The organism is Streptomyces fradiae ATCC 10745 = DSM 40063, from assembly GCF_008704425.1.
GTDB classification, from domain to species: Bacteria; Actinomycetota; Actinomycetes; order Streptomycetales; family Streptomycetaceae; genus Streptomyces; species Streptomyces fradiae.
In genome coordinates, this window is the sequence record NZ_CP023696.1 from 3,407,412 (window position 1) to 3,421,083 (window position 13,672).

At 75.6% G+C, this 13,672-nt stretch carries 9 protein-coding genes; 4 read left to right on the forward strand and 5 right to left on the reverse strand.

Annotation, left to right across the window (positions count from 1 at the left end; translation table 11 throughout):
• Positions 1–3 precede the first annotated feature (3 nt).
• On the forward strand, positions 4–3,648 hold the full coding sequence (gene cydD, locus CP974_RS15090) for a thiol reductant ABC exporter subunit CydD (protein WP_031128006.1): 3,645 nt from the start codon (positions 4–6) through the stop codon (positions 3,646–3,648).
• 367 nt (positions 3,649–4,015) lie between these two features.
• Positions 4,016–5,173: a M23 family metallopeptidase gene (locus CP974_RS15095; RefSeq protein WP_078915270.1), complete on the forward strand. Its 1,158-nt coding sequence runs from the start codon at positions 4,016–4,018 to the stop codon at positions 5,171–5,173.
• Between the two features lie 174 nt (positions 5,174–5,347).
• Here the strand turns inward: CP974_RS15095 and CP974_RS15100 are convergent, their stop codons facing one another.
• The 5 genes from CP974_RS15100 to CP974_RS15125 all read right to left on the reverse strand — a co-directional run bounded on the left by CP974_RS15100 (position 5,348) and on the right by CP974_RS15125 (position 11,454).
• Positions 5,348–6,262: a Cof-type HAD-IIB family hydrolase gene (locus CP974_RS15100; RefSeq protein WP_373276700.1), complete on the reverse strand. Its 915-nt coding sequence runs from the start codon at positions 6,260–6,262 to the stop codon at positions 5,348–5,350.
• A 243-nt stretch (positions 6,263–6,505) separates the two neighbouring features.
• Positions 6,506–7,411 carry an LLM class flavin-dependent oxidoreductase gene (locus tag CP974_RS15105; protein ID WP_031128003.1) on the reverse strand — a complete coding sequence of 302 codons (906 nt, stop codon included), beginning with the start codon at positions 7,409–7,411 and terminating at the stop codon, positions 6,506–6,508.
• A gap of 258 nt (positions 7,412–7,669) precedes the next feature.
• Positions 7,670–8,212, reverse strand: coding sequence for an RNA 2'-phosphotransferase (locus CP974_RS15115; protein WP_031128002.1), 543 nt, complete (start codon positions 8,210–8,212; stop codon positions 7,670–7,672).
• 188 nt (positions 8,213–8,400) lie between these two features.
• Positions 8,401–9,381, reverse strand: a complete 981-nt coding sequence (locus CP974_RS15120; RefSeq protein ID WP_051838827.1) for a MerR family transcriptional regulator — start codon at positions 9,379–9,381, stop codon at positions 8,401–8,403.
• 303 nt (positions 9,382–9,684) lie between these two features.
• Positions 9,685–11,454 (reverse strand): SDR family oxidoreductase, encoded by a 1,770-nt coding sequence (locus CP974_RS15125; protein ID WP_031128000.1) that lies wholly within the window; start codon positions 11,452–11,454, stop codon positions 9,685–9,687.
• A gap of 369 nt (positions 11,455–11,823) precedes the next feature.
• Here CP974_RS15125 and CP974_RS15130 point away from each other — a divergent pair, with 369 nt between their 5' ends.
• Both CP974_RS15130 and CP974_RS15135 read left to right on the forward strand, forming a co-directional pair.
• A complete protein-coding gene (locus tag CP974_RS15130) occupies positions 11,824–12,795 on the forward strand; it encodes an ABC transporter ATP-binding protein (protein WP_031127999.1) in 972 nt (323 codons plus the stop codon).
• Entirely contained in the window at positions 12,792–13,670 is an 879-nt protein-coding gene (locus CP974_RS15135; protein WP_031127998.1) for an ABC transporter permease, read from the forward strand. The genes CP974_RS15130 and CP974_RS15135 overlap by 4 nt, the downstream gene beginning before the upstream one ends.
• The last annotated feature ends 2 nt before the right edge of the window (positions 13,671–13,672 follow it).

A 13,672-nucleotide genomic window follows, 5' to 3' on the forward strand; every position in this document is an offset into this window, starting at 1 on the left:
CACGTGAAACCGATCGACCCGCGACTGCTCCGGTACGCCCGCGCCACCCGCTTCTTCCTGCTGGCGGTGGTGCTCCTCGGCCTGGTCGGGGCGGGGCTGGTGGTCGCCCAGGCGATGCTCGTCGCCGAGGTCGTCGTCGGCGCCTTCCAGGACGGGATGGCCGTCGACGACCTCACCCTGCCGCTCGTCCTCCTCGTCGCGGTCGCCGTCGGCCGCGGGCTCGTCTCCTGGCTGACCGAGCTGGCCGCCCACCGGGCCAGTGCGGCCGTCAAGTCCGAGCTCCGCGGCCGGCTGCTGGAACGGGCGGCGGCGCTGGGCCCCGGCTGGCTCGGTGGCCAGCGGACCGGTTCACTGGTGGCCCTGGCCACGCGGGGCGTGGACGCGCTGGACGACTACTTCGCCCGGTACCTGCCCCAACTCGGGCTCGCCGTGGTGGTGCCGGTGGCCGTCCTCGCGCGGATCGTCACCGAGGACTGGGTGTCCGCGGCGATCATCGTCGTGACCCTGCCGCTGATCCCCGTCTTCATGATCCTCATCGGCTGGGCCACCCAGGCCCGCATGGACCGGCAGTGGAGGCTGCTCTCCCGGCTGTCGGGGCACTTCCTCGACGTGGTGGCCGGGCTGCCGACCCTGAAGGTGTTCGGCCGGGCCAAGGCGCAGGCGGAGTCGATCCGCGCCATCACCGGTCGGTACCGGCGGGCGACACTGCGCACCCTGCGGGTCGCCTTCCTCTCGTCGTTCGCGCTGGAACTGCTCTCGACCCTGTCGGTGGCACTGGTCGCCGTCGGCATCGGCATGCGCCTCGTCCACGGCACCCTGGACCTCCACACCGGCCTCGTCATCCTGATCCTCGCCCCGGAGGCGTACCTGCCGCTGCGCCAGGTCGGCACCCAGTACCACGCCGCGGCGGAGGGGCTGTCGGCCGCCGAGGAGGTCTTCGCGGTCCTGGAGTCCCCCATGCGGGAGCCCGGCACCGAGGTCCTGCCGGGCGGGCCGGTCCGGATCGAACTGGACGCGGTGACCGTACGCCACGAAGGCCGCTCCGAGCCGTCGCTGGACCGGGCGTCGCTCGTGGTGGAACCGGGCGAGACGGTGGCCCTGACCGGTCCGAGCGGCGTCGGCAAGTCCACCCTGCTGGACGTCGTGCTGGGCTTCACCGTCCCGGACGCGGGAACCGTGCGGGCGGGCGGCACGGACGTCGCCGCACTGGACCCGGAGCGGTGGCGGGAGCACATCGCCTGGGTGCCCCAGCGGCCGTACCTGTTCGCCGGGACGATCGCCGAGAACGTGCGCCTGGCCAGGCCGGAGGCGGACGACGACGCCGTGCGGGCGGCGCTGCGGGAGGCTGGCGCCGACTTCGTGGACCACCTGCCGGCGGGCGTCGGCACGCCACTCGGTGAGGACGGTGCCGGGCTGTCGGCCGGCCAGCGGCAGCGGCTCGCCCTCGCCAGGGCCTTCCTCGCCGATCGGCCCGTGCTGCTCCTCGACGAGCCGACCGCCGCGCTCGACGGTGCGACCGAGGAGGCCGTCGTGGAGGCCGTGCGGAGGCTGGCCGCGGGGCGGACGGTGCTGCTGGTGGTGCACCGGCCCGCACTGCTGGCCGTGGCGGACCGGGTGGTCACGCTGCGGCCGGGCGGCGGAGCGGGTGGCGCGGTGGCGGCGGTGGCCGGGGCGGACGGTGCGGGATCGACGCCGACCGGCGAAGGGGTGCCGGCCGGTCGTGCGGGGGCGGCCGACGCGGCCGGTGGAGCGCCGGCGGCGCGGGGCGGCGTGTCGTCCGCGGCGGGAGTCGGTACGGACATGGTCGATGACGCCTTCGGCGTCGTCGGTGGCCTGTACGGCGGCCAGTCACCCGACCGCGCCGGGCTCGCGGTCACCGGGCCGGCCACCCCGCGGGGGGCGCGGCGCGTGCTCGCCCGGGTCCGTGGCATGGCGGGCGAGTCGCGGGGGCGGCTCGCGCTGGCGCTGCTGCTCGGCAGCCTGGCCCTCGCGTCGGCCGTGGGCCTCATGGCGGTATCCGGCTGGCTCATCTCCCGCGCCTCCGAGCAGCCGCCGATCCTGCACCTGATGGTCGCCGTCACCGCGACCCGCGCCTTCGGCACCGGCCGGGCCGTCTTCCGGTACGCGGAGCGCCTCGTGTCGCACGACGCCGTGCTGCGGATGCTCGCCGACCTGCGGGTGGCCGTGTACCAGAGGCTGGAGCGCATAGCCCCGGCCGGGCTGCGCCGCACCGGGCGGGGCGACCTGCTGTCGCGGCTCGTCTCCGACGTGGACGCCCTCCAGGACTACTGGCTGCGCTGGCTCCTGCCCGCCGGAACGGCCCTGCTGGTCGGCGCCGGGGCCGCCGGATTCACGGCGTGGCTGCTGCCCGAGGCCGGCGCCGTCCTCGCGGTCGGCCTGCTCCTCGCGGGTGTCGTCGTCCCGGCGGTGGCCGGTGCCTTCGCCCGCCGCGCCGAGCAGCGGCTCGCCCCCGCCCGAGGCGCTCTGTCCGCCCGTGTGGTCGACCTGCTGCTCGGCTGCGCCGAGCTGACCGTGGCGGGTGCGCTGCCGGACCGTGTCGCGCGGGCCCGCGAAGCGGACGGGGCGCTCACCCGGATCGCCGCCCGGCAGTCCGCCGCGACCGCCCTGGGCGGCGGGCTCATCGCCCTGGCCACCGGGCTCACCGTGGCCGGGGCGGCGCTGGCCGGCGTCGCGGCGGTACGGGACGGGCGGCTCGACGGGGTGGCCCTGGCGGTCGTCGTACTGACCCCGCTCGCCGCGTTCGAGACCGTGGCCGGGATGCCGCTGGCCGTGCAGTACCGGCAGCGGGTGCGGCGCAGCGCGGAGCGCGTCTTCGAGGTGCTCGACGCGCCCGTGCCGGTGACGGAGCCGGAACGGCCCGCCGCCGCGCCCGGAAACCCGTTCCCCCTGGAGCTGCGTGCGGTGGCGGCCCGGCACCCCGGCCAGGACCGGGACGCCCTGACCGCCTTCGACCTGCGCCTGGAGCAGGGCCGGCGCGTCGCGGTCGTGGGCACGTCCGGAGCGGGCAAGACGACGGTGGCGCAGGTGCTGCTGCGGTTCGTGGACGTGGCGTCCGGTACGTACCGGATCGGTGGCGCGGACGCGACGGAGCTGGACGGGGACGACGTACGGCGGTTCGTCGGCCTGTGCGCCCAGGACGCGCACCTCTTCGACAGCACGGTACGGGAGAACCTGCGGCTGGCCAGGCCCGACGCGAGCGACGACGACCTGCGGTCGGTGCTCGCCGAGGCGCGGCTGCTGGACTGGGTCGACGCGCTGCCGGACGGTCTGGACACCCCCGTCGGGGAACACGGGGCGCGCCTCTCCGGCGGCCAGCGGCAGCGGCTCGCCCTCGCCCGCGCGCTGCTCGCCGACTTCCCCGTGCTCGTACTCGACGAGCCGGCCGAGCACCTCGACCTGGCCACCGCCGACGCGCTCACCGAGGACCTGCTGCGGGCGACGCGTGGCCGGACCACGGTCCTGATCACGCACCGGCTGCGCGGACTCGACGCGGTGGACGAGGTCGTCGTCCTGGCCGACGGAGAGGTCGTGCAGCGTGGACCGTACGCCGAGCTGGTGGCCGAGGAGGGGCCGCTGCGGCGCATGCGGGAACGGGAGCGGGCGGCGGACCTCCTGCTGGGTGCGTGAGCCGGTGCCGGTCGCGCGTGCGCGGGCGGCGGAGCGGAGGCCAGGCGGCCGCCGGGTGGCGGGGATGGTGCGGTGGCGGCTGCGGGGCGGGGGTCCGGCGCGGTGGCGGAGGTGCGGTGCGGTGGGCGCGCGGGGCTGCGGGCGGCTGCGCGGCGGGGTGCTGACGTGGCGGGCCGGTGGAGCGGTGGGGATGCGGTCCGGGCGATGCTGCGGGATGGGCCGGTCGGCGGTACGGCCGTAGCCCGGATGGCGGTACGGCGGCGGGCGGGGCGGCGAGATGCCGGGGAAGCGGCGGCCGAGGCGCCACCATCCCAGGATGCGTCCTCCTCTTGGCCGACCGTTCCCGTCCGGACCGGTGGTGTCCGCGATGGCCGTGCTCCTCGCCCTCGCGGCCCCGGCCCTCCCGGCGTCGGCCCTCCCGGCGTCGGCGCTCCCGGCGTCGGCGCTCCCGGCGTCGGCGCTCCCGGCGTCGGCCGCCGTCCGTGCGGCCGCCGCGCCGGGAGCCGCGGCGACGGTGGCCCCGGAGCATGCCGCCCCGGGGGCGCACGGCCCCGCGGTCAGCGCCGAGGTGGCCCGCCTGCTCGCGGAGGCGTCGAAGGTGACGGCGGCATACGAGCGGGACCGGCGCGCCGCCGCCGCCCAGCGGGTCCGGGCCCAGGGGCTCCAGCGGGAGCTGGACGGCAGGAGGCGCGAGCTGGCGGCCCTGCACGGACGGGCCGGCAAGGTGGCGCGCGCCCAGTACCGGACGGGGGGCCCGCTGTCGGTGACCGCGCGGCTTCTGCTCGCGGACGACGCGGACGACGCGCTGCGCGCCGAGCGGGCCGCCCGGCAGGCCGGCCGGGCCGTGAACCGGCTGCTGCGGGACACCGACCGGGCGGAACGGCAGCTCAGGACGGCGGCGGCCCGGGCGCGTGCGGCCTGGCGGGACCTGGAGGCCCGGAACGCGCGGCTGGCGGAGCTCAAGCGGGGGCTGGAGGGGCGGCTGGAGCGGGCGCGCCAGCGGTTGCAGGCGGAGGCGGACCGGAGCGTGGCGGCGGGTAGCTGCCGGGGCCCGGCCAGGCTGGGGAAGCCGGCCGCCGCGCGCACGGCGGACACCGGCAGGGCGTGGGTGGCGCCGGTGGCGGAGGAGGACGGGTACGCACTGTCCGCCGGGTTCGGCGGCGCGGGGCGGCACTGGGCACGGCGGCACACGGGGCAGGACTTCGCCGTGGGCATCGGGACGCCGGTGCGGTCCGTCGGCTCCGGCCGGGTCCACACCGTGGCGTGCGGCGGCCCGTTCGGTATCGAGGTGGTCGTACGGCATGACAACGGCTGGTACTCGCAGTACGCGCACCTGGCGTCGACGGCGGTGGAGCGGGGGCAGCGGGTGGCGGCCGGCCAGTGGGTCGGCCAGGCGGGCACGACCGGCAACTCGACCGGTCCGCACCTGCACTTCGAGGTCAGGCTGACCCCGCACCTCGGTTCCGGTGTCGATCCGCTCCCCTGGCTGCGCGAGCACGGCGTCGTGCTGGGGACGGCCCGGTAGGGCGGCGCGCTGAGCCGCGACGGCCGCCGCCGGAGCCTGCGACCGTGGACTCTGACGCCACCCGGGCCGCTCGGCGTGGTCCCCCCCCCGGTGCGCCCTGCCGTCAGCGGGGCCCGGCGCCCGCCAGGCCGGCCGACGGCGCCGGCTGGGGGCGGGCCAGGGCGGAAGCGGGTCTCAGCAGTGGGCGAGGATGTCCTCGATCACGGCCGCGACGCCGTCCTCCTCGTTGGCCGCGGTCCGGTCGGAAGCGGCGGCGAGGACGTCCGGGTGGGCGTTGCCCATGGCGTACGAGCTGCCGGCCCAGGTGAGCATCTCGATGTCGTTGGGCATGTCGCCGAAGGCCACGACCTCCTCCGCCGAGATGCCCCGCTCGGCGCAGCACAGGGCGAGCGTGCTGGCCTTGGAGACGCCGAGCCCGCTCACCTCCAGCAGCGCCGTCGGGCTGGAGCGGGTGATGCTGGCGTGGTGCCCGGCTGCCGTGCGGGCCAGGGCGAGGAAGCCGTCCGGGGTGAGGTCGCGGTGGAGGGCCAGCAGCTTCAGCAGGGGCGCCCCGGCGCTGGGGAGGTCCTCGTGGAGGAGCTTCTCGGCGGGTCCCACGGTGAGGGCGGCGTCCAGGTGGAGCGGCGGGTAGTCCGGTTCGTGCCGGATGCCGTCCGTGAACTCCATGGCGAAGGCCGTACCGGGGGCCTCCCGCCGCAGCGTCTCCACCACGTCGTGCGCGGTGCGCCGCTCCAGCTCGCGTACCTCCACGATGCTCCGCCCGGCGTGCAGGTCGACGACGGCGGCCCCGTTGGAGCAGATGGCCAGGCCGTGGCCGTGGACGTGCTCGCTGACGACGTCCATCCAGCGGGCGGGACGGCCGGTGACGAAGAAGACCTCGATCCCGGCCTCCTCGGCGGCGGCCAGCGCCGCGACCGTCCGGTCCGACACGGTCTTGTCGTCGCGCAGAAGCGTTCCGTCAAGATCGGTGGCGATCAGTCGCGGGCGGGGCCGTGACAGCGGACGGCTGCGGGTGAAGGTCGTCGGTGAGGTCACGCGCCCATTGTCCCGTATGGACCGTGCGGTGATTGCACGGACGTGCGAATCCATGCGCATTTGAGCCGCATGCGGGACCGGGACGTACCGGGCGGAACGGGAGCGTTGCGGGCGGCTCTCTCCGGCCGCGGCCATGCGGCGGCGCACACCAGAGGGGGCGGGGACGCCCGGAAGGCCGGACGGAAGCGCACGGAAGGCTGGTCCGGGCCGCTCGGAAGGCACGCCGAGGCCTGCGGGACCTGCCGCCCGGTCCAGCCGGCCCGGTCCCGCCCGGCCCTGGGCGCCGCCCCCGGGCTCTCAGCCGTTCACCTGGGCGATTCCCTCGGTGGCGATCCGCTCGAAGACGACCTCGTCCGCGGCGAACACCGAGCCGGGGATGGGCGCGTGCACGACGATCTCGTCGAAGCCCAGCTCGGCGTGGCGCCCGGCGAAGTCCACGAACGCGTCCACGGAGTCCAGGACTCCGTTGGCCTCCGGGGTGAAACCGGTCAGCAGGATCTTGTCCGGTTCGGCGGCGTCCCGGCCGATCTCCGCGCATGCCTTGCCCAGGTTGTCCAGCTGCTCGCGGAGCGCGGCGCGGGACTGCTCGGGCGTGCCCGTCTCGAACAGCTTCGGGTCGCCGGTGGTGACCCACGCCTGGCCGTGCCGCGCGGCGAGCCGCATCCCGCGCGGCCCCGTCGCGGCCACGGCGAACGGCAGGCGCGGCCGCTGGACGCAGCCCGGTACGTTGCGCGCCTCGACGGCGGAGTAGAGCGTGCCCTCGTGGGTGACGGCGCCCTCGCTGAGGAGCCGGTCGAGCAGCGGGACGAACTCGGCGAACCGGTCGGCCCGCTCGCGCGGCGTCCACGCCTCCTGGCCGAGCGCCGTGGCGTCGAAGCCGCTGCCGCCCGCGCCGATGCCGAGCGTGATCCGGCCGCCGGAGATGTCGTCCAGGGAGATCAGCTCCTTGGCGAGGGTGACCGGGTGGCGGAAGTTCGGCGAGGTGACGAGCGTGCCGAGGCGCATCCGGCGGGTGGCCGTCGCGGCCGCGGTGAGGGTCGGCAGCGCGCCGAACCAGGGGCCGTCGCGGAAGCTCCGCCAGGACAGGTGGTCGTAGGTGTACGCGGCGTGGAAGCCCAGTTCCTCGGCGCGCGTCCACTGGTCGCGGCCCCCCTCGTGCCAGCGGCGGACGGGCAGGATCACGGTGCTCAGGCGCAGGGTCATGGCTTCGAGCCTACGGGCCGGGAGGTGCGGGTGGCCCTGTCACCCGGGAAGTCCAGGTGGTGGGATCGGCCCCTGCCATGGCGGGTGGCCCAGGCGGTGGGTGCGGGCTCCCGTCTCGGCGGGTGGCCCTGGCGGTGGGTGCGGCTCCCGTCTCGGCGGGAGGCCCAGGTGGCCATCCCAGCGCCCGTCACGGCGGGAGGCCCTGGCATGAGGGCGGGTCCTGCACGACCGGGCAACCAGGTGGGACGGCCGGCTCCATCAGGCCGGGAAGCCCAGATGGCGCGGCGGCACGTGGGCGGTGAGCCAGACGCCGTTGGCGCTGACGTGGAAGACATGGCCGTCCCGGTGCATCGCGCCCGCGTCGACGGTGAGGACGACCGGACGACCGCGCCTCGATCCCACCCGGACCGCGGTCTCCCGGTCGGGGGAGAGGTGGACGTGGTGGCGGTTCATGGGGCGTAGCCCCTCTGCGCGGATGGCCTCCAGAGCGGCGGCGACCGTGCCGTGGTGGAGGAGCGAGGGCGGTACGGCGGGCGGCAGTCCGAGGTCCACGGCGACGGTGTGGCCCTGGCTGGCCCGGATGCGGTCGCCGTCGAGGGCGAAGCGCCGCTTGTCGTTCGTCGCGACGACGTGCTCGAGCTCGGTCCGGGTGAGGGGCACGCCGTGCCGGGCCAGCGCACGCAGCAGATCGTCGACGGCGACCCAGCCCTGCTCGTCCAGGACGAGGCCGATCCGCTCGGGCTGGTGCCGCAGATGCCGGGAGAGGTACTTCGACACTTTCACGGTGCGCCGGTCGTCCATGTCGGCAGCGTGGCAGGGATCACCCCGTTCCGCCACAGAAAAACGGCGGAACAGGTTTGGTCCACAGTCAAGTCAGCTTATCCACAGGGTTGTTCGGTGTTTCTGTGGACAACCGGGCGGCTGTCCACCGCCCCGTCCGACAGGCGTCGGCCGAGGGGTATCGGCGGGCCTGCCCCAGGAGCCGCCCCTCAGGACCCGCGCGCGTCCGTTCCCCCCGCGGGCGGGCCCTCCTCGGCCGCGCGGCCGGCCCGCCCGGAGAGCGCGTCCAGTGTCCGCGCCCGCACCTCGCGCTCGGCCGCCGCGGCGATGAACGCCGCCGTGTTCTCGGTGCCGACCAGCTCCCGCACGGACCGGACCGTCGCGGCGGGCAGGACGACCGTACGCGGGTCCTCGTCCCGCCGGGGCGGGCCGCCCGGGGCGAGGTGGTCCCGGAGGTGGCGGTTGGCGAGGGTCCGCATGGCACGGGCCAGCTCCGCGTCCACCGTCTGCCGGGCGAGCGGGCGCAGCCGCCGCACCAGCCGGGCCGCCTCCGCCGTGTCGGCGTCGGTCGGCGGGTGGTGGGCGAGGTAGCGGCCGAAGACGTGCTCGGTGGTGAACTCGAGGAACCGCAGGGCGATGTGCTCCACCTGCGCCCGCAGCTCGCGCAGGTGCCCGGCCACGGCGAGCAGTGGCACGCCCGCCGCGTAGAGCTCGGCTGCCACGGCCAGCTCCTGCGGGCTGGGCACCAGGAACTCGTCGTCGCGACCCGGCACCCGTTCGAGTACGCCCAGCTCGACGGCCTCCTCGACGGCGTGCTCGTCCGGGGCGCCGCCGAACGCCGCGTCGAGCTCCGCGCGTGTGATGCGGTCGGCCCGCTCGTCGCTCCACGGCCCGTCCACCTCGGCGACCAGGCCCAGCACACCGCTCAGGCCCCGGCCCGTGTCCCAGGCGTCCAGCAGCTCCTTGATGGAGGCGAGACTGTAGCCCCGGTCCAGCAGGTCGGCGATCTGGCGCAGGCGGGCGAGGTGCGGCTCCCCGTACACGTTGGACCGGCCGCGCCGCTCGGGTCGCGGCAGCAGTCCGCGGTCCTGGTAGGCGCGGATCGTCCGGACCGTGGCGCCGCTCAGGTGCGCCAGGTCCTCGATCCGGTACTCGACCGCCGGGCGCCGGCCGGCCGGTTGCTCGGACACACTCGCTCCCCACTGCCCCGGACGGTCCTGCCAGGGATGGTACGGCCACGCCCATCGGCCCGCTCGCGCCCGTTCTCGATCCGCTACGGGGCACCCTCGGCGACGGCCTGGGGCATGGCAGTCGCCGGCGGTGTCCGCCAACCGGCCAGGTCATCCGCTGTCCTGGTGGCCAAGGAGTCGGTGACCTCGTGAAGATGCCACCTCGGGTTGTGCGAACGGGTGTGCCCGACCACGCCGTTGATGTGCCCGCCGCCCAGGGCCGCCCAGGGTCGTCCAGGCCCGGCCCCGGCCCGCCGCCCCGGGTCAGAGCCGCGGCGACCTCCTCGCCAGGGCCCGCACCGCGCCCGGCGCGAGGCGGGACAGCAGCAGGGCCACGCGGGCCTCGGGCGTGACCGGCACCAGGGGCCGGTTCTCCACCACCGCGCGCAGGATCGCGGCGGCGACCCTCTCCGGCGGGTAGCCCCGCAGTGCGTACAGCCGGGTCGAGCGCTGCCGCAGCCGCCTCTCCTCCGCCTCCGACGCCCCGGCGAAGCGGGCGGTCGCCGTGATGCCGGTGCTCACCACCCCCGGGCATATCGCCGTCACGCCGATGTCCCGGTCGGCGAGCTCGGCCCGCAGGGACTCGCTCAGCGACAGCACGGCGGCCTTCGACGCGCCGTACGCGGACAGCACGCGCAGCGGCTGGTAGGCCGCCATCGAGGCCACGTTCACGATGTGGCCGCCCTGCCCGCGCTCCAGCATCTGGCGGCCGAAGAACCGGCAGCCGTGGACGACGCCCCAGAGGTTGACGTCGAGGACCCTCCTCCAGTCGTCCGCCGTCGTGTCGAAGAAGGCGCCGGACAGCCCGACCCCCGCGTTGTTCACCAGCACGTCCACCGTGCCGTGCTCCGCCGCGACCCGCGCGGCGAGCTTCTCCACGGCCCCCTCGTCGCCCACGTCCGCGACCTCCGGCCACGCACCCGCGGCCCCGGCCCGCAGCGCGCGCTCCGCCGTGCGCGCCGCGCCCTCCGCGTCCCGGTCGACGGCGACCACCCGCGCCCCGGCGTCCGCGAACGCCAGGGCGGTCGCCCGGCCGATCCCGCCGGCCGCGCCGGTCACCACCACCAGCCGGCCGCCGAACCGGTCGGCGTACCGCCGGCCCGACGCGACGGCGGGCGGCAGCGACGCGCCCTCCTCCTCGTGCGCCGTGACGAACTCCGCGATCCAGGCGGCCAGCTGGTCCGGTCGCGTACGCGGCACCCAGTGCTTCGCCGGCAGCGAGCGCCGCACCAGCCGGGGCGCCCACCGGTCGAGGTCGTCGTACAGCCGCTCCGACAGGAACGCGTCACCGGTCGGTGTGATCAGCTGCACCGGCACGTGCGCGTACGCGTCCGGGCGCGGCCGCAGCATCCTGGAGCGCACGTTGTCCCGGTAGAGCCAGGCCCCGCGGGCCGCGTCCGAGGGCAGCGAGCCGGTGGGATAGCCCTCCCCGGACACCTTCTCGGCGCGCCGCAGCAGCGCGGGCCACCGCCTGCCGAGCGGCCCGCGCCAGGCCAGCTCCGGCAGCACCGGGGTGTGCAGCGCGTACACGTACCAGGACCTGGCGCCCTGCCCGAGCACCTGGGCCGCGCGGCGGGGCGTCGGCCGCCGCAGCCGCTCCGTGATCCAGTGGCCGAAGTGGTCGAGCGACGGGCCGGACAGCGACGTGAAAGAGGCGATCCTGCCCTCGGTGCGCCGGACGGTGGCGAACTCCCAGCCCTGCACCGATCCCCAGTCGTGGCCCACCAGGTGGACCGGGCGATCGGGGCTGACCGCGTCGGCGACCGCCAGGAAGTCGTCCGTCAGCTTCTCCAGCGTGAAGCCGCCGCGCAGCGGCACCGGAGCCGTCGACCGGCCGTGGCCCCGCACGTCGTACAGCACGAGGTGGAACCGGTCGGCAAGCCGCGCGGCGACCTCCGACCACACCTCCTTGGAGTCCGGGTACCCGTGCACCAGGACGACCGTCGGCCGGCCGGGATCGCCCAGCTCCGCGACGCACAGCTCCACCCCGCCGGTGCGGACCCGGCGCTCACGCGCGCCCTCCGGCAGACTCATGCCACCACCCCCGGTCCGAGGCGGCCCGCACGGCGGCGGCGCCTCCCGTCACCACGTTGACACCCACGACTGTGACAATGCCCGGCGGCGGCGTCAAGGGCGCCGAACCGGCCTGTGGACAACCCGCCCGAGCGGCCGTCGGCAACCCCCTGCGGGTCGCCGTCGGCACCCCCGCGGGTCGCCGTCGGCACCCCCGCGGGTCGCCGTCGGCATCCCCGCGGGTCGCCGTCGGTGCCCCTGCGAGTGGCGGTCGGGGACCCGTACGCCCTACCCCTCACGTACGGGTCCGTACGCCTGGAGTCGGACACGGAACCAGCCGTCAGGGCTGACGTGCTCCGTGGCGCCCGCCCCTACGGTCGAGTGGTGACTGTGATCGCCACCGAAAGCCTCAGCAAGCGGTTCCCACGGGTGACCGCTCTCGACCGGCTCTCCCTGGACATCGGGCCCGGCGTGACCGGACTGGTGGGTGCCAACGGAGCCGGCAAGTCCACGATGATCAAGATCCTGCTCGGCCTGTCCCCGGCCTCCGAGGGCCGCGCCGAGGTACTCGGCCTCGACGTGTCGAAGGACGGCCCCGCGATCCGCGAGCGCGTCGGGTACATGCCGGAGCACGACTGCCTGCCGCCGGACGTCTCGGCCACCGAGTTCGTCGTCCACATGGCGCGCATGTCGGGGCTCCCGCCGGCCGCCGCCCGCGAGCGCACCGCCGACACGCTGCGCCACGTCGGCCTGTACGAGGAGCGCTACCGCCCCATGGGCGGCTACTCGACCGGCATGAAGCAGCGCGTCAAGCTCGCGCAGGCCCTGGTCCACGACCCGCAGCTGGTCCTCCTCGACGAGCCGACGAACGGCCTGGACCCGGTCGGCCGCGACGACATGCTGGGCCTGATCCGCCGGGTGTGGACCGACTTCGGCATCTCCGTGCTGGTCACGTCGCACCTGCTCGGCGAGTTGGAGCGGACCTGCGACCACGTCGTCGTCATCGACGGCGGCCGGCTCCTGCGCTCCAGCTCCACCCGCGACTTCACGCAGACCACGACCACCGTCGCGGTCGAGGTCACCGACTCCGACGCGCACCCCGACGGCACGGCCGCCCTGCGCGCCGCCCTCGCCGCCGCCGGAGTCGCCCTCCACGCGCGCGAGGAGGAGGGCCTGCCCGGAGCGGGCCACGTCCTGCTGCTGGAGGCCACCGGCGAGGAGACCTACGACATCGTGCGCGACGCCGTCGCCGACCTGGGCCTCGGCCTCGTCCGCATGGAGCAGCGCCGCCACCACATCGCCGAGGTGTTCCGCCCCGGCCCCGCCGAGGCCGGACAGCCCCTGGAGGTGCGAGCCCGATGAGTACCGAGACGCAGATCCACAACATCGGGTACCGCAAGTACGACGGACCCCGCCTCGGCCGCGCCTACGCGCGCAGGTCGCTGTACAGCCAGTCGCTCCGCGGCGCCTACGGACTCGGCCGCAGCGCCAAGTCGAAGGTGCTGCCGATGATCCTCTTCGGCATCATGTGCGTTCCGGCGCTGGTCGTGGTCGCGGTGGCCGTGATCACCGAGTCGGACAAGCTGATGCTGGGCTACACCCGCTACGCCATCGCCCTGCAGATGGTGATCTACCTGTACGTGGCCGCCCAGGCCCCGCAGTCCGTCTCCCGCGACCTGCGCTTCCGCAGTGTCCCGCTGTACTTCTCGCGGCCCATCGAGCGGTTCGACTACGTCGTCGCCAAGTTCGGCGCGATGGCGTCCGCCCTGTTCGTCCTGACCGCCTCGCCGCTGCTGATCCTGTACGTGGGCTCCCTGCTGGCCAAGATGGACTTCGCCGAGCAGACGCGGGACTTCGCCCGGGGGCTGGTGTCCGTGGCGCTGCTGTCGCTGCTGTTCAGCGGCATCGCCCTGCTGCTGGCGGCCCTGACGCCGCGGCGCGGCTTCGGTGTCGCCGCGGTGATCGGCGCGCTGTTCATCTCGTACGGCGCCGTCACCACCGTCCAGGCCATCGCCTGGGCCACGGACAACCTGACCGCGGTGACCTGGCTCGGCCTGTTCTCGCCGATCACGCTGATCGACGGCGTGCAGACCGCCTTCCTCGGCGCCTCCACGTCCTTCCCCGGCGAGGCGGGCCCCGACGGCGCCACCGGCGCGGTCTACCTCCTGGTCGTCCTCGCGCTCATCGCCGGCTCGTACGCCGCGCTGATGGGCCGCTACCGAAAGGTCGGGCTGTGACC

Excerpts from the sequence above, each read along its gene's own strand:
- CP974_RS15105 (WP_031128003.1), bottom strand. The coding sequence starts at position 7,411 with ATGACCCTGCGCCTGAGCACCGTGATCCTGCCCGTCCGCCGCTGGCAC.
- CP974_RS15095 (WP_078915270.1), top strand. The coding sequence starts at position 4,016 with ATGGCCGTGCTCCTCGCCCTCGCGGCCCCGGCCCTCCCGGCGTCGGCC.
- CP974_RS15125 (WP_031128000.1), bottom strand. The coding sequence starts at position 11,454 with ATGAGTCTGCCGGAGGGCGCGCGTGAGCGCCGGGTCCGCACCGGCGGG.
- CP974_RS15100 (WP_373276700.1), bottom strand. The coding sequence starts at position 6,262 with ATGGATTCGCACGTCCGTGCAATCACCGCACGGTCCATACGGGACAAT.
- CP974_RS15115 (WP_031128002.1), bottom strand. The coding sequence starts at position 8,212 with ATGGACGACCGGCGCACCGTGAAAGTGTCGAAGTACCTCTCCCGGCAT.
- CP974_RS15135 (WP_031127998.1), top strand. The coding sequence starts at position 12,792 with ATGAGTACCGAGACGCAGATCCACAACATCGGGTACCGCAAGTACGAC.